The organism is Diaphorobacter sp. J5-51 (genome assembly GCF_001023515.1).
GTDB lineage: Bacteria > Pseudomonadota > Gammaproteobacteria > Burkholderiales > Burkholderiaceae_C > Diaphorobacter > Diaphorobacter nitroreducens.
The window spans coordinates 54,073-75,564 of the sequence record NZ_JSYI01000023.1 but is presented as its reverse complement, the minus strand read 5'-3'; the positions used below and the strand labels follow the sequence as shown (position 1 = coordinate 75,564).

At 67.3% G+C, this 21,492-nt stretch carries 20 protein-coding genes and 1 tRNA gene; 11 read left to right on the top strand and 10 right to left on the bottom strand.

Features of this window, described 5'->3' with window-relative positions:
• Window positions 1–83 precede the first annotated feature (83 nt).
• The 3 genes from OX89_RS02945 to OX89_RS02935 all read left to right on the top strand — a co-directional run bounded on the left by OX89_RS02945 (window position 84) and on the right by OX89_RS02935 (window position 1,954).
• Window positions 84–986 (top strand): LysR family transcriptional regulator, encoded by a 903-nt coding sequence (locus OX89_RS02945; RefSeq protein WP_047349488.1) that lies wholly within the window; start codon window positions 84–86, stop codon window positions 984–986.
• A gap of 174 nt (window positions 987–1,160) precedes the next feature.
• The gene (locus tag OX89_RS02940; RefSeq protein ID WP_011806269.1) at window positions 1,161–1,466 is read left to right on the top strand and encodes a helix-turn-helix domain-containing protein; all 306 of its coding nucleotides are present in this window, start codon (window positions 1,161–1,163) and stop codon (window positions 1,464–1,466) included.
• Window positions 1,467–1,594: 128 nt separating this feature from the next.
• The gene (locus tag OX89_RS02935) at window positions 1,595–1,954 is read left to right on the top strand and encodes an FKBP-type peptidyl-prolyl cis-trans isomerase (protein ID WP_011806270.1); all 360 of its coding nucleotides are present in this window, start codon (window positions 1,595–1,597) and stop codon (window positions 1,952–1,954) included.
• A 95-nt stretch (window positions 1,955–2,049) separates the two neighbouring features.
• Here the strand turns inward: OX89_RS02935 and rimO are convergent, their stop codons facing one another.
• The 5 genes from rimO to OX89_RS02910 form a co-directional block, all read right to left on the bottom strand.
• Entirely contained in the window at window positions 2,050–3,441 is a 1,392-nt protein-coding gene (gene rimO, locus OX89_RS02930) for a 30S ribosomal protein S12 methylthiotransferase RimO (RefSeq protein WP_015913872.1), read from the bottom strand.
• Between the two features lie 27 nt (window positions 3,442–3,468).
• On the bottom strand, window positions 3,469–4,038 hold the full coding sequence (phaR, locus tag OX89_RS02925) for a polyhydroxyalkanoate synthesis repressor PhaR (protein WP_047349487.1): 570 nt from the start codon (window positions 4,036–4,038) through the stop codon (window positions 3,469–3,471).
• Window positions 4,039–4,237: 199 nt separating this feature from the next.
• A tRNA-Val gene (locus tag OX89_RS02920) sits at window positions 4,238–4,314 on the bottom strand.
• Window positions 4,315–4,374: 60 nt separating this feature from the next.
• The gene (locus OX89_RS02915) at window positions 4,375–6,588 is read right to left on the bottom strand and encodes a bifunctional (p)ppGpp synthetase/guanosine-3',5'-bis(diphosphate) 3'-pyrophosphohydrolase (RefSeq protein ID WP_234305483.1); all 2,214 of its coding nucleotides are present in this window, start codon (window positions 6,586–6,588) and stop codon (window positions 4,375–4,377) included.
• A gap of 26 nt (window positions 6,589–6,614) precedes the next feature.
• The gene (locus tag OX89_RS02910) at window positions 6,615–7,550 is read right to left on the bottom strand and encodes an alpha/beta fold hydrolase (RefSeq protein ID WP_047349485.1); all 936 of its coding nucleotides are present in this window, start codon (window positions 7,548–7,550) and stop codon (window positions 6,615–6,617) included.
• 69 nt (window positions 7,551–7,619) lie between these two features.
• On the opposite strand from OX89_RS02910, the gene OX89_RS02905 reads away from it, so the two are divergent.
• Complete coding sequence (locus OX89_RS02905; protein WP_011806275.1) at window positions 7,620–8,402, top strand: 3-hydroxybutyrate dehydrogenase; 783 nt, start codon at window positions 7,620–7,622, stop codon at window positions 8,400–8,402.
• 79 nt (window positions 8,403–8,481) lie between these two features.
• On the opposite strand, the gene OX89_RS02900 is transcribed toward OX89_RS02905, so the two are convergent.
• Window positions 8,482–9,195: an SIMPL domain-containing protein gene (locus OX89_RS02900; protein ID WP_011806276.1), complete on the bottom strand. Its 714-nt coding sequence runs from the start codon at window positions 9,193–9,195 to the stop codon at window positions 8,482–8,484.
• Window positions 9,196–9,415: 220 nt separating this feature from the next.
• Between OX89_RS02900 and ompR the strand changes: the two genes are divergently transcribed.
• Together ompR and OX89_RS02890 are read left to right on the top strand one after the other, a co-directional pair.
• Complete coding sequence (ompR, locus tag OX89_RS02895; protein ID WP_011806277.1) at window positions 9,416–10,147, top strand: two-component system response regulator OmpR; 732 nt, start codon at window positions 9,416–9,418, stop codon at window positions 10,145–10,147.
• Between the two features lie 83 nt (window positions 10,148–10,230).
• Window positions 10,231–11,736 (top strand): ATP-binding protein, encoded by a 1,506-nt coding sequence (locus tag OX89_RS02890; RefSeq protein ID WP_047349484.1) that lies wholly within the window; start codon window positions 10,231–10,233, stop codon window positions 11,734–11,736.
• Window positions 11,737–11,811: 75 nt separating this feature from the next.
• On the opposite strand, the gene ispF is transcribed toward OX89_RS02890, so the two are convergent.
• Together ispF and ispD are read right to left on the bottom strand one after the other, a co-directional pair.
• Window positions 11,812–12,291: a 2-C-methyl-D-erythritol 2,4-cyclodiphosphate synthase gene (ispF, locus tag OX89_RS02885; protein ID WP_047349512.1), complete on the bottom strand. Its 480-nt coding sequence runs from the start codon at window positions 12,289–12,291 to the stop codon at window positions 11,812–11,814.
• Between the two features lie 20 nt (window positions 12,292–12,311).
• The gene (gene ispD / locus OX89_RS02880) at window positions 12,312–13,151 is read right to left on the bottom strand and encodes a 2-C-methyl-D-erythritol 4-phosphate cytidylyltransferase (RefSeq protein WP_047349483.1); all 840 of its coding nucleotides are present in this window, start codon (window positions 13,149–13,151) and stop codon (window positions 12,312–12,314) included.
• Between the two features lie 101 nt (window positions 13,152–13,252).
• On the opposite strand from ispD, the gene mfd reads away from it, so the two are divergent.
• From mfd to OX89_RS02860, 4 genes are all read left to right on the top strand, one after another.
• The gene (gene mfd, locus OX89_RS02875; protein WP_047349482.1) at window positions 13,253–16,756 is read left to right on the top strand and encodes a transcription-repair coupling factor; all 3,504 of its coding nucleotides are present in this window, start codon (window positions 13,253–13,255) and stop codon (window positions 16,754–16,756) included.
• An 8-nt stretch (window positions 16,757–16,764) separates the two neighbouring features.
• Window positions 16,765–17,439: a hypothetical protein gene (locus OX89_RS02870; RefSeq protein WP_047349481.1), complete on the top strand. Its 675-nt coding sequence runs from the start codon at window positions 16,765–16,767 to the stop codon at window positions 17,437–17,439.
• A gap of 41 nt (window positions 17,440–17,480) precedes the next feature.
• A complete protein-coding gene (serB, locus tag OX89_RS02865) occupies window positions 17,481–18,197 on the top strand; it encodes a phosphoserine phosphatase SerB (RefSeq protein ID WP_011806283.1) in 717 nt (238 codons plus the stop codon).
• Window positions 18,198–18,434: 237 nt separating this feature from the next.
• The gene (locus OX89_RS02860) at window positions 18,435–19,220 is read left to right on the top strand and encodes a MetQ/NlpA family ABC transporter substrate-binding protein (protein WP_047349480.1); all 786 of its coding nucleotides are present in this window, start codon (window positions 18,435–18,437) and stop codon (window positions 19,218–19,220) included.
• Window positions 19,221–19,293: 73 nt separating this feature from the next.
• Here the strand turns inward: OX89_RS02860 and OX89_RS02855 are convergent, their stop codons facing one another.
• Complete coding sequence (locus OX89_RS02855) at window positions 19,294–19,929, bottom strand: LysE/ArgO family amino acid transporter (protein WP_015913881.1); 636 nt, start codon at window positions 19,927–19,929, stop codon at window positions 19,294–19,296.
• Window positions 19,930–19,999: 70 nt separating this feature from the next.
• Between OX89_RS02855 and OX89_RS02850 the strand changes: the two genes are divergently transcribed.
• Window positions 20,000–20,911, top strand: coding sequence for an HTH-type transcriptional regulator ArgP (locus OX89_RS02850; RefSeq protein WP_047349479.1), 912 nt, complete (start codon window positions 20,000–20,002; stop codon window positions 20,909–20,911).
• A gap of 54 nt (window positions 20,912–20,965) precedes the next feature.
• On the opposite strand, the gene OX89_RS02845 is transcribed toward OX89_RS02850, so the two are convergent.
• Window positions 20,966–21,466, bottom strand: coding sequence for an Rrf2 family transcriptional regulator (locus OX89_RS02845; protein ID WP_047349478.1), 501 nt, complete (start codon window positions 21,464–21,466; stop codon window positions 20,966–20,968).
• Window positions 21,467–21,492: the final 26 nt, after the last annotated feature.

Genomic DNA, 21,492 nt, shown 5'->3' with positions numbered 1-21,492 from the left:
AGTGCCGTTGTGGATTTTAAAAATTCCAGCACACTACGAAATCTCAATTTTGGAACCCCACGTATTCCCAAACGGAAATTTTCATGCGTCTGCCCGACCTGCTCTCGCTCAAGCTGTTCGTCGCCGTGTGCGAGCACCGCAACATTGCGCGTGCCGCGCAGCAGGAGGCCATCGTGGGCTCGGCCGTCAGCAAACGGCTGGCGCAACTGGAAGACACCGTGGGCGCGCGCCTGCTGGTGCGCCGCCGGCATGGCGTGGCGCCCACCCCGGCGGGTGAGGCGCTGCTGGAGCATGCGCGCGAGATGCTGGCCAGCGTGGGGCGCATCGAGCGTGACATGGCCGCGTTCAACACCGGCATCCGCGGACAGGTGCGCATGCTGGTCACCGCCTCGGTCATGGCCGAGTCGCTGGCCGACGACGTAGCAGCGTTCCTGCAGGACCCCGCGCACCGCGACATCCAGGTGAGCATGGAGGAGCGCGTGAGCCCCGAGGTGGTGCGCGGCATCCGCGAGGGCAGCGCCACCGTGGGCATCTGCTGGGACGCGGCGGACCTGCAGGGGCTGCAGACCCGCAGCTACCGCCACGACCATCTGGCCATCGTCGCGCACCCCGATCACCCCGTGGCCCAGTCGGCGCGCGTGCGCTTTGCCGACGTGCTGGGGCATGAGTTCGTCAGCATGCCGGCGCTGAGCGCCGTACAGGTGCTGCTGGCGCGCGCCGCGGCCGTGGAGGGCAAGATGCTGGCACACCGCGTGCAGGTGTCCAACTTCGACGCTGCGCTGCGCGTGGTGCGCGCCAACCTGGCCATCAGCGTGATCCCACGCGAAGTGGCCGAGCCGTTTGCCGCCGCCACCGGCGTGCGCGTGATTCCGCTGGCCGACGGCTGGGCACGGCGGCGCTTTGCCATCTGCTTTCGCAGCGAGGAGGGCCTGTCACCCGCCGCCCGGCTGCTGGTGGAGCACCTCGTGCGCAGGGCGCCGGAGTGAGCCGCATGGCTACCCCATTTTTCAGGGTTTGCACATGTCAGCCGGACGCAACGAGCTACTAAACTTGTAGCAGGTACATTTCCAGGCTATATTGCTATCGTTTTTTGCAACCACTGCCGCTCCGCGCCTGCGCGGCGCGGCACCCCACCACCCTATGCGCAAGGAGAAGCGTTCATGAGCTCCAAGGAAAACGCCGCCGTCAACCAGCTGTTCGAGAAACTCGAATGCCGTTATGCGCTGCGCGTGCTGTGGGCCCTGCGCGACGGCCATCCGCAGACGTTCCGCCTGCTGCAAGACAGCGTCGGCGGCATCACGCCCAACACGCTCAACACCCGCATCAAGGAACTGCGCGAGTGCGGGCTGCTGGACCACGGCAGCGACGGCTACACCGTCACCCCCGTAGGCCAGGATCTGCTCAAGCGCCTGTCCGATGTGCAGGCTTTTGCCACCCGCTGGTCCGCCGCGCGCGTGAAGAAGTAAAGCGCCCCGCAAGCCCTTAGGCCCCCACCAGCCCGCCGTGTGCGGGTTTTGGTCTTTTTGGCCCCTAGCGCTTATTGGATAAGCGCTAACAGCTATCTTTTTTGAATCAAATCAAGGAACCGTTCACCATGGCATTCACCACCACCGCCTCCGGCCTGCAGTATGAAGACACCGTCGTCGGCACCGGCGCGCAGGCCACGCGCGGCCAGTCGGTGCGCGTGCACTACACCGGCTGGCTCTACAACGACGGCCAGCAAGGCGCCAAGTTCGATTCCAGCCGCGACCGCAACGACCCGTTCGAGTTTCCCCTGGGCGCGGGCATGGTCATCAAGGGCTGGGACGAGGGCGTGCAAGGCATGCAGATCGGCGGCCAGCGCACACTGATCATCCCGGCAGCCCTGGGCTACGGCGCACGCGGCGCCGGCGGCGTGATCCCGCCCAACGCCACGCTGAAGTTCGACGTGGAGCTGCTGGCCGTCGGCGTCTGACGGAACTCCGCGCCCCGCTGGCGGGGCGCCCGGAAAAAAAAGGGAACGTGGTTCGCACGTTCCCTTTTTTGTGGGCGCTGTATGGCCGCCGTTGATTACACCGGCACGCCCACCAGGTCATGCCCCTGCGTTCCCACGATGCGCGCCTTCACGAAGTCGCCCACCTTGTAGGTCTTGCTGAATTTCTCGGGCGGCAGCAGGTGCACCACGCCGTCGATCTCGGGCGCATCGGCGTAGCTGCGGCCCACGCCGCCCTTCTTGCCCAGGCCCACGGCCTGGTCCACCAGCACCTGCATGGTCTGGCCCACGCGGCGCTGCAGCTTGGCGGTGGAGACTTCCTCCGCCACCGCCATGAAGCGCGCACGGCGCTCCTCGCGCAGTTCCATGGGCAGCATGCCCGGCAGCTCGTTGGCAGCGGCGCCTTCCACGTCGCTGTAGGCAAAGCAGCCCGCACGGTCGATCTGCGCCTCGCGCACGAAGTCCAGCAGGTGCTGGAACTCTTCTTCCGTCTCGCCGGGGAAGCCCGCGATGAAGGTGCTGCGGATCACGATCTCCGGGCAGGCCTCGCGCCAGCGCAGGATGCGCTCCAGATTCTTCTCGCCGCTGGCGGGGCGCTTCATGCGCTTGAGCACGTCGGGGTGGCTGTGCTGGAAGGGCACATCCAGGTACGGCAGCACCAAGCCCTGCGCCATCAGCGGAATGATGTCGTCCACGCTCGGGTAGGGGTAGACATAGTGCAGGCGCACCCACGCGCCGTAGGTGGCGGCCATCTCGCCCAGCGTCTGCACCAGCTCCAGTGTGCGCGTCTTGACGGGCTTGCCGTCCCAGAAGCCCGTGCGGTACTTCACGTCCACGCCATAGGCCGAGGTGTCCTGGCTGATGACCAGCAGTTCCTTCACCCCGCCCTCGAACAGCGCCTTGGCTTCCTTGAGCACATCGCCCACCGGGCGGGACACCAGGTCGCCGCGCATCGAGGGGATGATGCAGAAGGTGCAGCGGTGGTTGCAGCCCTCGCTGATCTTCAGGTAGGCATAGTGGCGCGGCGTGAGCTTGATGCCCGCCTCGCCGAAGCTGCCCGGCACCAGGTCAAGGAAGGGGTCGTGCGGCTTGGGGCAGTGGGTATGCACGACCTCCATCACTTCCTGCGCCGCATGCGGCCCGGTCACGGCCAGCACGCTGGGGTGTACCTCTTTCACGAGGTTGCCGCCCGTCTCGCCGGCGCGCGCGCCCAGGCAACCGGTAACGATCACCTTGCCGTTCTCGGCCAGGGCCTCGCCGATGGTGTCCAGGCTTTCCTTCACGGCTTCATCGATGAAGCCGCAGGTGTTGACGATGACGAGGTCTGCGCCCTCGAAGGTCTTGGAGGTTTCGTAGCCCTCGGCGCTGAGTTGCGTGAGGAGGAGTTCGGAGTCGGTGAGGTTCTTGGGGCAGCCGAGGCTGACGAACCCGATCTTGGGGGTCTTGGCGGGGGAGAGTGCTTGGCTCATCCCCGCATTTTCCCAGTTCTGCCAGGCTCAGCGTTTTTTGAGGCCAAACGCGCCCAGCATCTGCTCGGTCTGCTTCTGCATCTGGTCCTGCATCTGCAGGAACATGTTCTGCGACTGCTCCACGTAGTTGCCCATCAGCCCCTTCATCATGGGCGACTGCAGATTCATGAATTGCGTCCACATCTCGGGCGTGAGGCCTTGCGACTGCTCGGCCAGCTTGGCCTGGATCTCGGTGAACATCTGCACGTTCTTTTCCAGGTACGCGCCCATGAAGCCCTGCATGGCGTGGCCATAGAAGCGGATGATGTTGGCCAGCGCCGCCTCGCTGAACATTGGCGCGCCGCCCGCTTCCTCCTCCAGGATGATCTGCAGCAGGATGCTGCGCGTGAGGTCTTCGCTGGTCTTGGCGTCGCGCACCACGACGGATTCGCCCTGCATCACCAGCTGCTTGACCTCGGCCAGCGTGACATAGGTGGAGGTGGACGTGTCGTACAGCCGGCGGTTGGGGTACTTCTTGATCACGCGCTGGGCGGTTTTTGGGTCAGGTGCTGGGGTCTTGTCTGGCACAGGCGGCTCCTCGGGTACATGGCCCGTCATGGCTTGTATTGCAGTGCAGCAGATTCTAGGCAGGCCGCACCCGCGCAGCGCGCAGGAATACCCTGATGGCTTGCACGACCGCCTGCTCCAGGCGGAATGCGGGGGATCCGGAAACAAAAAAGCCGCTCTGTCGAGCGGCGTTTTGTACAGAATTTCTCTCTTTGCATGCTGAAGTCTGGGTGGCTTCCGCAGAGAGAAATGGTAGGCGCGATTGGACTCGAACCAACGACCCCCACCATGTCAAGGTGGTGCTCTAACCAGCTGAGCTACGCGCCTGTGTTTGTTCGAGAAGCGGGAGTATAGCAGCAAAAAATGCCGCCTCAGCCCTGGCGGCCATCATCGCCGGCGCGCCGACCGCACCCCCTGCACCGCGGCCACGATACCCAGCACCTTGTTGAGCCGCCCCGCATCGGACACTTCCACGGTGAAGGTCATCCATGCCGTTCCCTTGACGGACTGTGTTTGCACGCCGATGACGTTGGTCTTCTCGCGCGCGAACACTTCCGAGATGTCGCGCAGCAGGCCCTGGCGGTCCGAGGCTTCCACCGCCACGTCCACAGGGTAGACGGCGGCTTCTCCGGCGACGCGCTGCGACTTTCCCCACTCCACGTCGATCACGCGCTCCGCATTGCGCGCCGCCATCTCGCGGAAGTTGCTGCAGTCGGCGCGGTGCACGCTCACGCCCTTGCCGCGCGTGACGAAACCACGGATTTCATCGGGCGGCGCGGGCTTGCAGCACTTGGCCAACTGCGTCATGAGGGAATCCACGCCCACCACCAGCACGCCGCCCTTGGGCGCGCCGTCGGGTGTGCGCGCCTTCTTGAGCAGCACGTCAGGCTCATCGACCGCTGGCTCGGGTGGCCGCAACAAGGTCTCGATGCTGCGCAGCGAGAATTCGTCCTTGCCCACCACTTCGAACAAGGCCTCGGCCGACTTGAAGCCCAGCTGCACCGCCAGGTCGTCAAGCTTGAGGGCCGTCTTGCCCTCGCGCTGCAGCAGCTTTTCCACCAGCTCGCGGCCGCGCGCCACCGTGGCATGGGTGGCCTGTGCGTTGAACCACGCGCGCACCTTGGCCTTCGCGCGGTTGCTGGTGAGGTAGCCCAGTTCCGGGTTGAGCCAGTCGCGCGAAGGACGCCCTTCCTTCACGGTGGTGATCTCCACCGTCTGGCCGTTTTGCAGCGGCGTGTTCAGCGGAACCATGTTGCCGTCGACACGCGCACCCCGGCAGCGGTGGCCGACGCTGGTGTGCACGGCATAGGCGAAGTCCACGGGCGTGGCGCCCTGGGGCAGTTCCACCACGGCCGCGTCCGGGGTCAGCACATAGATGCGGTCTTCGAACAACCCGCTGCGGCTGGCGGAGCCCACCAGGTCGCGCTCCCACGCCAGCAGCTGGCGCAGTACGGCGATCTTGGCGTCGTACTCGCTGCTGGCCGACACGCCAGCGTAGCCCTTGGTGCCCGCCTCCTTGTAGGCCCAGTGCGCGGCCACGCCATGCTCGGCATGGTCGTGCATGGCCTGGGTGCGGATCTGGATCTCGATGGCCTTGCCCGCCTCGTCGCGCACCACGGTGTGCAGCGACTGGTAGCCATTGGGCTTGGGGCGGGCGATGTAGTCGTCGAACTCCGCCTCGATGGGCTTGAACTGGCTGTGCACCCAGCTCAAAGCGGCATAGCAGTCCTTGACGCTCGGCACCACCACACGCAGCGCACGGATGTCGAACACCTGGTCGAAGTTCAGCGACTTGCCACGCATCTTCTTGACGATGCTGTAGATGTGCTTGGGCCGGCCCTGCACGCTGGCACTGATGCTGCGCGCGCGCAATTCGGACTCCAGCCGGCTGCGCACCTGCTCCATGTACAGCTCGCGCTCCACGCGCTTCTCGTCGAGCAGGCGGGCCACTTCCTTGTAGGTCTCGGGCTCCAGGAAGCGGAAGGCCAGGTCTTCCAGCTCCCACTTCATCTGCCAGATGCCCAGGCGGTTGGCCAGCGGCGCGAACACCTGCAGCGCCTCGCGCGCGATGGCCGGCGATACCGGGCGCTTGGCTGCGGCATAAAAGCGCAGCGTCTGCAGGCGGGACGCCAGGCGCAGCATCACCACGCGCAGGTCGCGCGAGAAGGCCAGCAGCATCTTGCGCACGTTCTCGGTCTGCGTGGCCGCATCGTCCACCTGCTGGCCCGTCACCTGCGCCTCGCGCGCCTGCAGTTGCACGCGCATGAGCTTGGTGGTCTCCAGCGCCAGCGCGGCGAAATTGCTACCGAAGGCCTTGGTGATCACTTCCTCGGGCTTGTTCAGGTGCGAGCAGGCATACACCAGATAGACCGCCGCCTGCATGGTTTCCGAGCCGCCCAGGTGCTTGAGGATGGCGGACACCGCATCGGCATGGACGAGGGTGTTCTCTCCAGTTTCCAACGTTTCGCCGATCAAGAGCGGCTCGGCAAAGGCGCGGGCGCGCACCAGGGCGTCGGCATGCTCCGGTCCCGCCTGCGCGGTGGCTGCGATGAGCTGCGGCACCGCCTCGGGTCGGGGCCCGGCGGCCGCGCCCTGCCCCATGGGCAGATGGCCGATGGAACTGCTCTTCATGCTGTCAACTCCTCCTGCCGCTCCAGCAGGAACTGCGCGACCACGGCCACCTGGTCCGGCTGCACCAGCGTCGGCGCGTGGCCCACGCCGGCGAACTCCACCAGCCGCGCACGCGGGCCGCGCGCGGTCATCTCGCGCGCCGTGGCGCTGGACAGCAGGTCCGAGTCCGCGCCGCGCAGCAGCAGCACCTGGGCCGGGATCTGGTCGTACAGCTGCCATAGCTGCTGCTCACCCGCCAGCGCGGCCTCGGGCGTGAGGGCGCGAAAGGGCACGGCGATCGCCGGGTCGTAGTGCAGGGCCAAGCCCCCTTGGGGCGTCTCGCGCACCATGGCGCGAGACAGCTCCAGCCACTGCGCAGGCGTGTGCGGCCCGAAGCTGCGCGACACCGCCCACAGCGCGTCGGCCGCCTGCTGCAGCGTCGCGAAATGCGCGGGCTGGCCCAGGTACTGGCCGATGCGCGCGAGCGCCTGCCACTCCACCCGCGGCCCCACATCGTTGAGCACCAGGCGCCGCACGGGTACCGGCAACACCCCCGTCTGGCCGCACAGGCCCATGCCGATGAGCCCGCCCATGCTCGTGCCCACCCAATCCAGGGTGGCGATGGGGCCCTGGCTATGCAGCTGGACCAGCAAGGCCAGCATGTCGGCCGCGTACAGCGGCAATTGGTATTGCATCGGATCGGCCAGCCAATCGCTGCGTCCGCGCCCCACGACATCGGGGCAGACCACGCGCGCATGGCGGGCCAGCGCGCGTGCCAGGGTGTCGAAGTCCCGCCCCTGGCGTGCCAGCCCGTGGACGCAGACGATCACATGGGGATGGGCCGCGTCGCCCGTCTCGTTCCACTCCCAGTAGGCCATGCGATGGCCTTGTTCCGGGTGGCCGGCGGCCGCGGGGCCGGGGCACGGTACGTATTTCAGCGTAGGTTGAATCATGGAAACGGTACCGTCATGCAGCGCTCGATAATGCCTGCGCTGCATCCTAATTCATTCGGAGAGACTCTCATGTTGAACGGCAAAACCGCCCTCGTCACCGGCTCCACCAGCGGCATCGGCCTGGGCATCGCCAAGGCGCTCGCGCGCCAGGGGGCGAACATCGTGCTCAACGGCTTTGGCGACGTGGACGGTCCGCGCGCCGAGGTGCTGGCCGCCGGCGAGGCCGCAGGCGCCCGCGTGGCCTACCACGGCGCGGACATGAGCCGCCCCGCGGAGATCGAGGACATGCTCAAGTACGCCGCATCCCAGTTCGGCCGCGTGGACATCCTGGTCAACAACGCCGGCATCCAGCACGTGGCCAGCGTGCAGGACTTCCCGGTGGAGAAGTGGGACGCCATCATCGCCATCAACTTGACCAGCGCCTTCCACACCACGCGCCTGGCGCTGCCCGGCATGCTGGCCAATGACTGGGGCCGCATCATCAACGTGGCGTCGGTGCACGGCCTGGTGGGCTCGGCGCAGAAGTCGGCCTACGTGGCGGCCAAGCACGGCATCGTGGGCCTGACCAAGGTGACGGCGCTGGAGACCGCCCCGACGGGCGTGACCTGCAACGCGATCTGCCCCGGCTGGGTGCTCACGCCGCTGGTGCAAAAGCAGGTGGACGCCAAGGCCGCCGCGCTGGGCATCTCCAATGAAGAAGCCAAGAAAGTGCTGCTGGGCGAGAAGGAGCCCTCCATGCAGTTCACCACACCCGAAGAGCTGGGTGAGCTGGCCGTGTTCTTCTGCTCGGCCGCCGCCAACAACGTGCGCGGCGTGGCATGGAATATGGACGGCGGCTGGGTGGCGCAGTAAGACCGCTATCAAAAAGATAGCTGGTAACGCCCGGCTGGCGGGCGCTGCAGGCCAAAATGGCTGATAGCGAACGCTGGGGTCACTTGAGCTGTACCGAGCCAGCCACCGTCACCACCACCTGGGCCTTGCCGGCCTCCACGGGCACGGGAGCGTCGGACGCATAGGATGCCGCCTTGGCCTCCATGGCCATCATGCGCGGGCGCGGGCCGGGCGACATCTCATTGCTGTTCACCGCCACCTCGCGCAGCGAGTAGCCGCCAAAACCGAAGCCCCGCGCCAGTTCGGAGGCGCGTGCCTTGAAGGCTTCGATGGCCTGCGCCTGGGCCTCGGTCTCCACCTTGGCCCGCGCCTCGCGCGACAAGTCGAATGCGATCTGGCTGATGGACATGCTCTGGATCTTGCCCGCCGTGGCCGTGATGCGCGGGAAGTCGCGCCCTTCCAGCACCAGCTCGGCGCGGCCCTGCCAGCCGGTGATCTTGCCGTCCTTGCCATAGCGCGGGTACATGCCGAAGGCCCCCGTGCGCACGTCCATCTGCTGCGGCTGGGCGGCGCGGCGGGCTTCGGCCAGCGCGGCGTCCAGCGCCTGTTTGAGTTGCGTTTGCACGCCTGCGGCGTCCGCGGCTTCCTTGGTGGCGGCCAGCGTCAGCACCAGCAAGTCCTGCTGCACCTGCACCGTGCCCGATGCGGAGAGCTGCAGCACGTTCTGCGGCGGCGCCGAAGGATTCTGAGCGTAAGCGGCCACAGCGCCCGCCATCAGTGCGCAAGCAGCTATTGTTTTTATAGTTCTTTGCATGGTGTTCCTTTTCTTGGGTTGACGTTGTACGGGCATGTGCAGCATGCCCCAGGACCGACGCTAACCGCGTCAGCGCAGCGCTGGCATGAATGCCGGGTAATGTCGTTGCGAGGTGTCGCAAAACCTGTAACAGTTGGTCAGACCCCGGGGTAAAACCGGACTTTCCGTTCGCAAGCTGGTCAGAATCGGCTCTGTTACAAATTGGACTGGGAAAGAAAGCATGGCTTCAACAACCAACCGTACCGACAAAGTTCTCGTGGTGGATGACGATGCGCGCATCCGCGACCTGCTGCGCCGCTACCTCACCCAGGAAGGCTTTGAAGTTATGGTCGCGGAAGACGGCAAGGCCCTCAACCGCATCCTGCTGCGCGAGACCGTGGACCTGATCGTGCTGGACCTGATGATGCCGGGGGAAGACGGCCTGTCGATCTGCCGGCGCCTGCGCGCGGCCAATGACCGCACGCCCATCATCATGCTGACCGCCAAGGGCGAGGACGTGGACCGCATCGTGGGCCTGGAAGTGGGCGCCGACGACTACCTGGGCAAGCCCTTCAACCCGCGCGAACTGCTGGCCCGCATCCACGCCGTGCTGCGCCGCCGCCCGCCGCAGGAGGCCCCGGGCGCACCGTCGGGCGACAACGAAGTGGTGACCTTCGGCCCCTTCACCTTCGACCTGGGCACGCGCGCGCTGCAAAAGAACGGCGAGGAACTGCCGCTGACCACGGGCGAATTCGCCATGCTGAAAGCCCTGGTGCGCCACCCGCGCCAGCCGCTGTCGCGCGAAAAGCTCGCGCTGCTGGCGCGCGGGCGCGAGTTCGAGCCGTTCGACCGCAGCCTGGACGTGCAGATCTCGCGCCTGCGCAAGCTGGTCGAGGTGGACGCCGCCGCGCCGCGCTACATCCAGACCGTTTGGGGTGTGGGCTACGTGTTCGTGCCGGACGGCACGAACTGACCAGGGCATCCCTGCGAAAGGAACGGCGGCCCCACTCCACCGGCACGCCGTGCCCTGCATGACCGCTTGCACGCCACCTTGACATGAGCGCCACCCACGACGCGCCTTCCGATGCCACCAGCCCCGCGCCGCTGGAAACGTCCGCCAGCCGGCGGGCCCAGCGTGCGCGCGTGGGGCTGAACCTCTTCTGGCGCACCTTCTTCCTGCTGGCGGTGCTGCTGATCGGCAGCATCATGGCGTGGCTGCAGACGCTGCGTGCGCTGGAGTTCGAGCCCCGCGCCCTGCAGACGGCGCAGCAGATTGCATCGCTGGTCAACCTGAGCCGCGCGGCGCTCATCCACTCCGATGCCATCGCGCGCGTGTCGCTGCTCAAGACCATGGCCGACCAGGAGGGCGTGCGCATCCTGCCGCGCGAGCCGGGTGACAAGTTCGAGTTGCTCTCGCCCTCCCCGCTCGGCTCGCGCCTGACCGAAGAACTCACCCAGCGCCTGGGGCCCGGCACCATCGTGGCCGCCAGCGTGAATGGCGAGAAGGGGCTGTGGGTGGGCTTCACCATCAATGGCGACCCCAACTGGATGCTGATGGACCGTTCGCGCCTGAGTGCCGCTGGCGGCAAGACCTGGATGATCTGGTTGATCACCGCAGGCGCGCTGTCGCTGGCGGGTGCCGCCGTCATCGCGCGGCTGATCAACCGTCCGCTCAAGCAGCTCAGCGACGCGGCCAACCGCGTGCGCGACGGCGACTTTGCCAACAGCCGCCTGGACGAAGAGGCCGTGACCAGCGAGATCCGCGAGGTCAACATCGGCTTCAACCGCATGGCGCAAAAGCTCGCCAAGCTGGAGCAGGACCGCGCGGTGATGCTGGCCGGCATCTCGCACGACCTGCGCACGCCGCTGGCGCGGCTGCGCCTGGAAACCGAGATGAGCGTCACCGACGACGTGGCGCGCGAGCACATGGTGGCCGACATCGTGCAGCTGGACGCCACCATCGACAAGTTCCTGGACTATGCGCGGCCCGACACCACGGTGGCCCTGAGCCCCGTCAACCTGCATGGCGTGGTGTCGTCCTGCGTGTACGCGGTGCAGGACCACCGCGAGTTGCAGATCTCGATGAACGTGCCCGAGGACCTGATCGTGATGGCCGACGAGGTGGAGCTGGCGCGCGTGATCTCCAACCTGCTGGAGAACGCCCGCCGCTACGGCAAGAACCGCGAAACCGGCATCACCACCGTGGACATCGCCGCCAAGGCGCGCGAGAAGTGGGTGCTGGTGAAGCTGCGCGACCACGGGCCCGGCGCACCACCCGAGCAACTGGCCAACCTCACCAAGCCGTTCTTTCGCGGCGACTCCGCGCGCACGGCCGCGGCCGGCGCGGGCCTGGGCCTGTCGATCGTGGACAAGACCGTGCAGCGCATGGGGGGCATCTTCGCGCTGGCCAACTCGGGCTCGGGCGGGCTGGTGGCCCACATCCAGTTGCAGCGCGCGATGAACTTGCGGCAGGGCCAGGACCCCCAGCAGCGCCTGCAGCGCCCGCAGATCAAGCGCCACCTGCCACCGCGCAGCGGTGTGCCGCCATCTCAGCAAAATTGATAGCAGCCAGCGCTTGCTGCGTGGCTGATTTACAGCGTTTTCTGCCGGAAACCGGCACTCTTCCAGCGCAAGCAGCTATTTTTTGAATAGCAACACGGCGGCGCGCGCCTCGATGGACAGGCCCTGCCCCACGGGGCCCAGGCGCTCGGCGGTCTTGGCCTTCACGTTCACTTGGTCCAGCACCAGGCCCAGCGCGGCGGCAATGCGCTCGCGCATGGCGGGGATGTGCGTCGCCAGGCGCGGTGCCTGCGCAACGACTGTGCTGTCGATGTTGCCGATGGCGTAGCCCGTGTCGCCCACGCGGCGCGCCGCCTCCTCCAGCAGCGCCACCGAGTCCGCGCCCTTGAAGCGCGCGTCGGTGTCGGGGAAGTGGCTGCCGATGTCGCCCAGCGCCGCAGCGCCCAGCAGCGCATCGGTGATGGCATGCAGCAGCACATCGGCATCGGAATGGCCCAGCAAGCCCATGGCGTGCGGGATCTCCACCCCGCCGATGACCAGGCGCCGCCCGGGCACCAGCGCATGCACGTCCCACCCTTCGCCGATTCTGAAATTCATGCCCATTGCGTTCGCCGCCCTCATGCCTTGGAAGAAAAGAAAGTCTTGACCGGGTCGCTCGCCGCGGCGCCGCGTTCGCCGCCAAAGCGCTCCAGCGTGGCGCCGTGCATGCGCTGGGCCAGCACGGCCTCGGCCAGCGCGAAGTCCTCGGGGTAGGTCACCTTGAAGTTCTGCGCGCCGCCAGGCACCAGGCGCGGGCGCAGGCCCATGGCCTCCATGGCACTGGCCTCGTCGGTGGCGGTGGCGCCCACCCGCTCCAGCGCATGGCGCAGCGCACCGATGCGGAACATCTGCGGCGTCTGCGCCAGCCATTTGTCGCTGCGGTCCACGGTGGCGGCCACGCGCACGCCGCCGGGGCCGTCGCTCGCCACCTTGAGCGTGTCCGCCAGCTTGTGCGCCAGCAGCCCGCCCACGCTGTCGTGCTGGCAGGCGTCGATGAGCGCATCGATCTGCTGCGCCGTCACCAGGCAGCGCGCCGCATCGTGCACCAGCGCCCAGTCCTCGTCCTGCGCGCCGCGCGATTGCAGGGCCTTCAGGCCGCCCAGCACCGTGTCGGCGCGCGTGGGCCCGCCGCAGGGCACGGCAAAGAAGGCCGGGTGGGGGTGACCGTCGAAGAAGGTGTCGCCCGCGGCCACGGCCACCAGCGTGCCCGCCAGGCGCGCCACGCCCGCAAAGGCCGCCAGCGTGTGCAGCACCATCGGGTGACCCGCCACCGTGTGGTACTGCTTGGGCAGCACGGGGGGGCCGTCCTGCCCGCCCCTGCGCACGGCGCGCGTGCCGGTGCCGGCGCAGGGCACCAGCCCCCAGAAGCGCCCGGCCACAGGGCGAGCAGGGGTAGTGGGCGGCAGCAGGTCGGTCATGGGCGGGCATTCTAAAATCCCCGATCGTCGTCTTGAGCCTCGTGGCGCACACTGCTCCGTGTCCTGCGCCCTATCCCACACCATGGGGCGACGCCACCTGCATGCAGCTGCCCAAACTCTCCCCCGGAAAACGATTCACCCTGCCCCGCCCCGTGGGCAGCGCCGACGCCTTGCTGCTGGCCCGCCTGGGCGAGCGGGAAAAGGCCGCAGGCCGCACCACCGCCATCGTCACCGCCGATGCAACCGACGCCCAGCGCCTCATCGACGAGATGGCCTTCTTCGCGCCCGAGTTGCGCTGCGCGCTGTTTCCCGACTGGGAAACGCTGCCCTACGACAGCTTCTCGCCGCACCAGGACCTGATCAGCGAGCGGCTGGCCACACTCTGGCGCATCCAGCAGCGCGACAAGGACACGGGCGCCGACGTGGTGCTGGTGCCGGCCACCACGGCGCTGTACCGGCTGGCGCCGCCCTCGTTCCTGGCGGGCTACACCTTCCATTTCAAGGTCAAGCAGAAGCTGGACGAGGCCAAGCTGCGCGCCCAGCTCACGCTCGCGGGCTACCAGCATGTGTCCCAGGTGGTGGGCCATGGCGAATACGCGGTGCGCGGCGGGTTGATCGACCTGTTCCCGATGGGTTCGGCCGTGCCGTACCGGGTGGACCTGTTCGACGACGAGATCGACTCCATCCGCACGTTCGACCCCGACAGCCAGCGCAGCCTCTACCCGGTGCCCGAGGTGCGCCTGCTGCCCGGGCGCGAGTTCCCCATGGACGACGCGGCGCGCGCCAAGTTCCGCCAGCGCTGGCGCGAGCTGCTGGAGGGCGATCCCACGAGGAGCCGCATCTACAAGGACATGGGCAACGGTGTGGCCACGGCGGGCATCGAGTACTACCTGCCGCTGTTCTTCGATGAGACGGCCACCGTGTTCGATTACCTGGGCAACGAAGCCACCGTGGTGCTGCACGGCGACCTAGAGACAGCCTTCCAGCGCTTCTGGCAGGACACGCGCGACCGCTACCGCCTGATCCAGGGCGACCCGGACCACCCCACCCTGCCGCCGGAGGCGCTGTTCCTGGGCGCCGAGCAGTTCTACGCCCACGCCAACCAGCATGCCCAGTTGTCGCTGCGCCCCGGTGTGGAAGACGTGGCGGACAACGCGCAGTTCCAGAAGCTGCCCGACCTGTCCGTGGTGCGCGGCGCCGAGGACCCGCTGGCGCGGCTGCAGGCGCACATCCGCGCCACCGGGCAGACCGGCCAGCGCGTGCTGCTGCTGGCTGAAAGCGACGGCCGGCGCGAGAGCCTGCTGGATTTCCTGCGGGCCTCGGGGTTGAACCCGCCGGCTTTCGATTCGCTGGCCGAATTCCAGGGGACGCCCGAAGAGCGCGTCGGCATCGCCACGGCGGCGCTGGCCTCGGGCTTCGCGTGGATGGAAGAAGGGCTGGACCTGGTCACCGAGACCGAGCTGTTCGCCGCCGGCTCCACCACGCGCCGGCGCAAGAAGCAGGAGCAGGCCAGCGACGTCGAAGCGCTGATCAAGGACCTGTCCGAGCTGAAGGTGGGCGACCCCGTGGTGCACAACCAGCACGGCATCGGGCGCTACCGCGGCCTCATCCACATGGATGTGGGCAACAAGAACCCCGACGGCAGCCCCGCGCTGCAGGAGTTCCTGCACCTGGAATACGCCGACAAGGCCGTGCTCTACGTGCCTGTGAGTCAGCTACAACTCATCGGCCGCTACACGGGCGTGTCTGCCGACGAGGCCCCGCTGCACAAGCTGGGCAGCGGCCAGTGGGAAAAGGCCAAGCGCAAGGCCGCCGAGCAGGTGCGCGACGCCGCGGCCGAGCTGCTCAACATCTACGCCCGCCGCGCTGCGCGCGAGGGGCATGCCTTCCGCTACTCGCCCAACGACTACGAGCAGTTCGCCAACGACTTCGGCTTCGAGGAGACCGCGGACCAGAAGGCCGCGATCCACGCCGTGGTGCAGGACATGATCAGCCCGCGCCCCATGGACCGGCTGGTCTGCGGCGACGTGGGCTTTGGCAAGACCGAGGTCGCACTGCGTGCCTGCTTCGTGGCCGTGGCCGGGGGCAAGCAGGTGGCGTTCCTGGCGCCCACCACGCTGCTGGCCGAGCAGCACTACCGCACGCTGAGCGACCGCTTCAGCAAGTGGCCCGTGAAGGTGGCCGAGGTCTCGCGCTTTCGCTCGGGCAAGGAGATCACCGCCGCCGTCAAGGGCATTGCCGACGGCACGGTGGACATCGTCGTGGGCACGCACAAGCTGCTCAGCGAATCGACCCAGTTCAAGAACCTGGGCCTGCTCATCATCGACGAAGAACACCGCTTCGGCGTGCGCCACAAGGAGGCGATGAAGCAGTTCCGCGCCGAGGTGGATGTGCTCACGCTCACCGCCACGCCGATCCCGCGCACCATGGGCATGGCGCTGGAGGGGCTGCGCGACCTGTCCGTGATCGCCACCGCGCCGCAGCGGCGCCTGGCCATCAAGACCTTCGTGCGCAACGAAGGCACGGGCGTGATCCGCGAGGCCGTGCTGCGCGAGCTCAAGCGCGGCGGCCAGTGCTACTTCCTGCACAACGAGGTCGAGACCATCGAGAACCGGCGCCAGAAGCTCGAAGAGATATTGCCCGAGGCGCGCATCGCCGTGGCCCACGGCCAGATGCCCGAGCGCGAGCTGGAGCGCGTGATGCGCGACTTCGTGGCCCAGCGCTACAACATCCTGCTGTGCTCGACCATCATCGAGACCGGCATCGACGTGCCCACGGCCAACACCATCATCATCAGCCGCGCCGACAAGTTCGGCCTGGCGCAGCTGCACCAATTGCGCGGGCGCGTGGGCCGCAGCCACCACCAGGCCTACGCCTACCTGATGGTGCCCGACATCGACGGCCTGACCAAGCAGGCGCAGCAGCGCCTGGACGCCATCCAGCAGATGGAGGAGCTGGGCAGCGGCTTCTACCTGGCCATGCACGACCTGGAGATCCGCGGCGCGGGCGAGGTGCTGGGCGAGAGCCAGAGCGGCAACATGATGGAGATCGGCTTCCAGCTCTACAACGAGATGCTGGCCGAGGCGGTGAAGCAACTCAAGGCCGGCAAGGAGCCCGACCTGCTCGCCCCCATGCAGGCCGCCACCGACATCAACCTGCACGCCCCGGCCCTGCTGCCCGACGACTATTGCGGCGACGTGCACCTGCGCCTGTCGTTCTACAAGAAGCTGGCCACGGCCAAGACCAGCGACCAGATCGACGGCCTGCTCGAAGAGATCGTGGACCGCTTCGGCAAGCTGCCGCCGCAGGCACAGACGCTCATCGACGTGCACCGTCTGCGCGTGCTGTCCGCGCCCTACGGCGTCGTGAAGGTGGATGCCGCCCCCGGCGTGATCACCATCACCTTCAAGCCGCAGCCCCCGGTGGACCCGATGGCCATCATCCACCTGATCCAGAAAAACAAGCACATCAAGCTGGCGGGCAATGAGAAGCTGCGCATCGAGCGCGAGCTGCCCGACCCCGCCGCGCGCGCCCAGATGGTGCGCGACGTGCTGCGCAGCCTGGGCCAGCCGCTGGCCGAGGCACAGGCCGCCGTCCCCGCCTAGGCAGATCCATGGCACTGGAAGCCGCCCTCGCCCTGCTGGCACTGGCCTTCGCGCTGGCTGCGCGGCCCTGGCGGCTGCTGGGCAGCCGCAAACCGTTGGCGCACGAGGCCCATGGCGCACCTGCCACGCTGTGGACGCCGCTGCTCGCCACGCTCGTGCTGCTGCCCTGGGCCTGGGCTCTGCCTACGCTGCACCGCATGCCGCTGCAGCTGCAGTGGTCAGGCGCCTGCCTGGTGCTGCTCATGCTGGGCTGGCCGCTGGCGGTTCCGGCCCTGCTGGCCGTCGGCACGATCGCCGCGCTGGTCTCGCCCAGCCTGGGCTGGGGCGACGCGCTGGGCCTGGCCGTGTGGCAGGGCATCGTCCCCGCCACGCTCGCGCTGCTCGTGGGCGTGCTGCTGCGGCGCCTGGCGGGCGCGCGTGCGCTCACCGGCGTGCGCATCTTCGTCTATGTGCTGGGCCGGGGCTTCCTGGGCACGGCGCTGTGCGTGTTCGTGGCAGGCTCGCTGTCGCAATGGGCGGGCCATGTGCTGCCGGGCGTGGGTGAACAGTTGTCGCTGGTGGCGCGCTGGCTCATGGCCTGGGGCGATGGCATGGTCACGGGCATGCTGTGCGCGGTGTTCGTGGCCTTCAAGCCCGGGTGGCTGGCCACCTGGTCCGACCAGCTGTACCTGCCCAAGCCCTGAACGACAATCCCTCTTTTTCGCATCCGCTCTACTCCGCCTCCATGTCCCAGACTCCTTTTGAATTTGCCCCCGGTCTCGTCGTGCAGGGCATCACGCCGCCGCTGCGGCTCGCCGACTACAAGCTCATCGCCTTCGACATGGACTCCACGCTCATCAGCATCGAATGCGTGGACGAGATCGCCGACGCCGCCGGCCGCAAGGCCGAGGTGGCCGCCATCACCGAGGCCGCCATGCAGGGCCTGATCGCCGACTACAAGGAAAGCCTGCGCCAGCGCGTGGCGCTGCTCAAGGGCGTGGGCACGGACCACCTGGAGCGCGTGTTCACCGAGCGCTTGCGCTTCAACCCCGGCGCGGCCGAACTCATCGCCGCCGCCAAGGCCGCGGGGCTGGCCACGCTGCTCGTTTCGGGTGGGTTCACTTTCTTCTCCGACCGCGTGAAGGCGCACCTGGGGATCGACTTCGCACGCTCCAATGTGCTGGAGATCGAGAACGGCCTGCTCACCGGTCGCATGGTGGACCAACCCTGGGGCGACATCTGCGATGGCGCGGAAAAACGGCGCACCCTGCTGGAGGTCGCCTCGCTCATGGGCATCGACGCGCGCCAGACCATCGCCGTGGGCGACGGGGCCAACGACCTGCCCATGATGGGCGCGGCCGGGCTGTCCGTGGCCTACCACGCCAAGCCCGCCGTGCGCGCACAGGCCCGCGTGGCCATCAACCAGGGTGGACTGGACCGGCTGCTGGAAGTGCTGCGCTGAGCACCTATACCGCAGCCCCATTCACGCTCCCATATTCATAGCTTCTAGCGCTTGTCAAATGGGCGCTAGTGCGGTTTTTTATCAAAATAACAAAAGATAAAGAACCCATTCCATATATGAATATAAAAATAAAAACGACTTGCGGCTGAGTCGTCCCGCTTACACTTCACACCCTGGCCATCGCCCTCTTGCACAGGGCGGTGCTCTCAAGTCACCGCTACAAGGAAACCGTTCTCCATGCTGAAGAAAACCCTGTCTGCCATTGCCCTGGCCGCTGCCGCGCTGGGCGCGCAAGCCGCCGACGTGCTCAAGGTAGCCGCCACGGCCGTGCCGCACGCGGAGATCCTGAACTTCGTGAAGCCCCAGCTCAAGGCCCAGGGCCTGGACCTGCAGGTCAAGGAATTCAGCGATTACGTGCAGCCCAACGCCGCCGTCGAGGACAAGCAGCTGGACGCCAACTTCTTCCAGCACCAGCCCTACCTGGACAGCTACAACAAGGACCGCAAGAGCAGCCTGGTGGCCGTGCCCAACGGCAAGATCCACGTGGAGCCCTTTGGCGCCTACTCCAACAAGATCAAGAACGTGAAGGACTTGAAGGACGGCGCCACCGTGGCCATCCCCAACGATCCCTCCAACGGCGGCCGCGCGCTGATTCTGCTGGCCAAGCAGGGCCTGATCGAGCTCAAGGACCCCAAGAGCCTCACGCCCACCCCGCTGGACGTGGTGAAGAACCCCAAGAAGCTCAAGTTCAAGGAGCTCGAAGCCCCGCTGCTGCCGCGTGCGCTGGCCGATGTGGACCTGGCCCTGATCAACACCAACTACGCGATCGAAGCCAAGCTCAACCCCACCAAGGATGCGCTGTTCATCGAAGGCGCCGACTCGCCCTACACCAACATCGTGGCGGCCCGTGCCGACCGCGCCAACGACCCCAACATCGCCAAGCTGATCAAGGCGCTGCACACGCCCGAGGTGAAGAAGTTCATCCAGGACAAGTACAAGGGCGCCGTGGTCCCCGCGTTCTGACCGCGCAGCGGCAACGCTGTACGAAGAAAAGCGCTGCCGCGGCAGCGCTTTTTTCATGGGTGCGGGCACGACGTCAGGCACCCTGCCACACCCACCAGGCCAGCACGAACATCATCGCGCCCGTCAGCGTGTCCAGCACGCGCCAGGCGCGCGGGTTGGCAAACACGCCCTGCAGGCGCCGCCCGGCGAAGGCCAGCACCACGAACCAGGTCAGGCTGGCCGACGCCGCCCCCAGCACGAACACCCACTTGAGCCAACCATCCTGGCGCGCACCGATGGAGCCGATCAGCACCACCGTGTCCAGGTACACATGCGGGTTGAGCAGCGTGATGACGGCCAGGCCGCTGAGCACACCCAGCACCCCGCGCGCCACGCGTTCGCCACCCGAGGCGTTCAGCCCCGCATCCGGTGCAAAGAAAGCGCGATGCCAGGCAAACAAGCCGTAGGCCAGCAGGAACAGCGCACCGCCCAGTTGCAGCGCATGCGCCAGCGTGGGCGAACGGCCCAGCACCTGCGCCATACCGGCCACGCCCAGCGCCACCAGCAGCGCGTCGCTCGCCACGCACCACGCCACGCAGGCGCGCACGTGTTGACCCTGCACGGCCTGGCGCAGCACGTACAGGTTCTGCGCTCCGATGGAGACGATGAGCGACAGGCACACGGTGAAGCCCGTGAGCCAGGAGGAAGCGGCGGCGTGTTGAGTGAACATGCGCCCGATGGTAGGCCGCGCATTCATTTAAGTACACTTCAAACTTCTAACCGATATTAAGTAAAACTGAATGCTGGACTACGCTGGACTGGAAGCATTGGCCGCCGTGGTGCGCGAAGGCAGCTTCGAGCGGGCAGCGCGCCGCCTGCACGTAACGCCATCGGCCGTGTCGCAACGCATCAAGCAGTTGGAGGAGCGCGTGGGACAGGTGCTGGTGCAGCGCGGCAGCCCCTGCACCGGCACCGACGCGGGCCGCCGGCTGTGCCTGCACCTGGAACAGGTAGCGCTGCTGGAAAACCAGTTGCGCCGTACCAACCCCGACCTGCTGCCCGACATGCCCGCGCCGGCACCAACGCTCAAACTGGCCGTCAACGCGGATTCTCTGTCCACCTGGTTCATGGACGCCATGGCCGCCTTCACCGCGGGCGGCAACGAATTGCTGGACCTGCGCATCGACGACCAGGAGCACACGGGCGAGCGGCTGCGCCAGGGCGAAGTGATCGCCGCCGTCACCGCCACGGGCACGGCCATCGCCGGCTGCAACACCTGGCCGCTGGGCACCATGCGCTATGTGGCCGCCGCCAGCCCCGGGTTCATTGCGCGGCACTTTGCCGACGGTGTGACGGCCGCCACGCTGGCGCGCGCGCCGATCATGACCTTCGACCGCAAGGACCGGCTGCAAGACCAATGGATGCAGGCGCACGGCCTCACGTCGCGCACGCATGCACCCAGGCACTTCCTGCCGTCCAACTTTGGCTACGTGCGCGCCTGCGAGGTGGGCATGGGGTGGGGCATGCACCCGCTGACGCTGATCGGCCAGCAACTGGCCGAGGGCCGTTTGGTGCAGTTGCTGCCGAACACCGCCATGGACGTGCCGCTGTACTGGGCCCACCCGCGCACGGCGCAGGTGGCGCTGGAGCGCCTCACCCAGTGCGTGATGGCGGCGGCGCGCCAGTGGCTGGAGCCGCCGCTGGCGGCCTGAATCATCAAAAAGTAGAGCGCTTCGCGCTTGCAGGTAAAGCGCTGGAGCCCGTTTTTACGCCAATGTCTCGGCGCGGGTGATGGGCAACCCTGGCACCCAGCGCATGGACTGCACCAGCGCCGCCCCGCCCTGCCGCTGCGCAGCGATGGACGGGGTGACCAGATCGGCCACGGTGAAGCTGTCCAGCACTGCAAGGTAGGCCCGCGTGGCGTCGGACAGCACGGCTTGCAGACGGCAGTGGCTGCTCATGCGGCACTGGTTCAACTCGGCATTGAAGCACTCGACCATGTCGAAGTCGGTCTCCGTCATGCGCACGATCTGGCCCAGGTTGATCTCGCTGGCCGGCTTCATCAGGCGCATGCCGCCGCCACGCCCGCGCGTGGTGTCCAGCAGCCCCTGGGCCGCGAGTTGCTGCACGATCTTCGTGAGATGGCTGCGCGAGATGCCGTGTGCCTCGGCCACCTCGCTGATGGTCACGGGCTGCTCGCGCTCCTGGCAGGCGGCGCAGTACATGAGCACGCGCAGCGTGTAGTCGGTCCACTGGGTCAGTCGCATGGTTGCACCAAGGGTTCACACAAAGA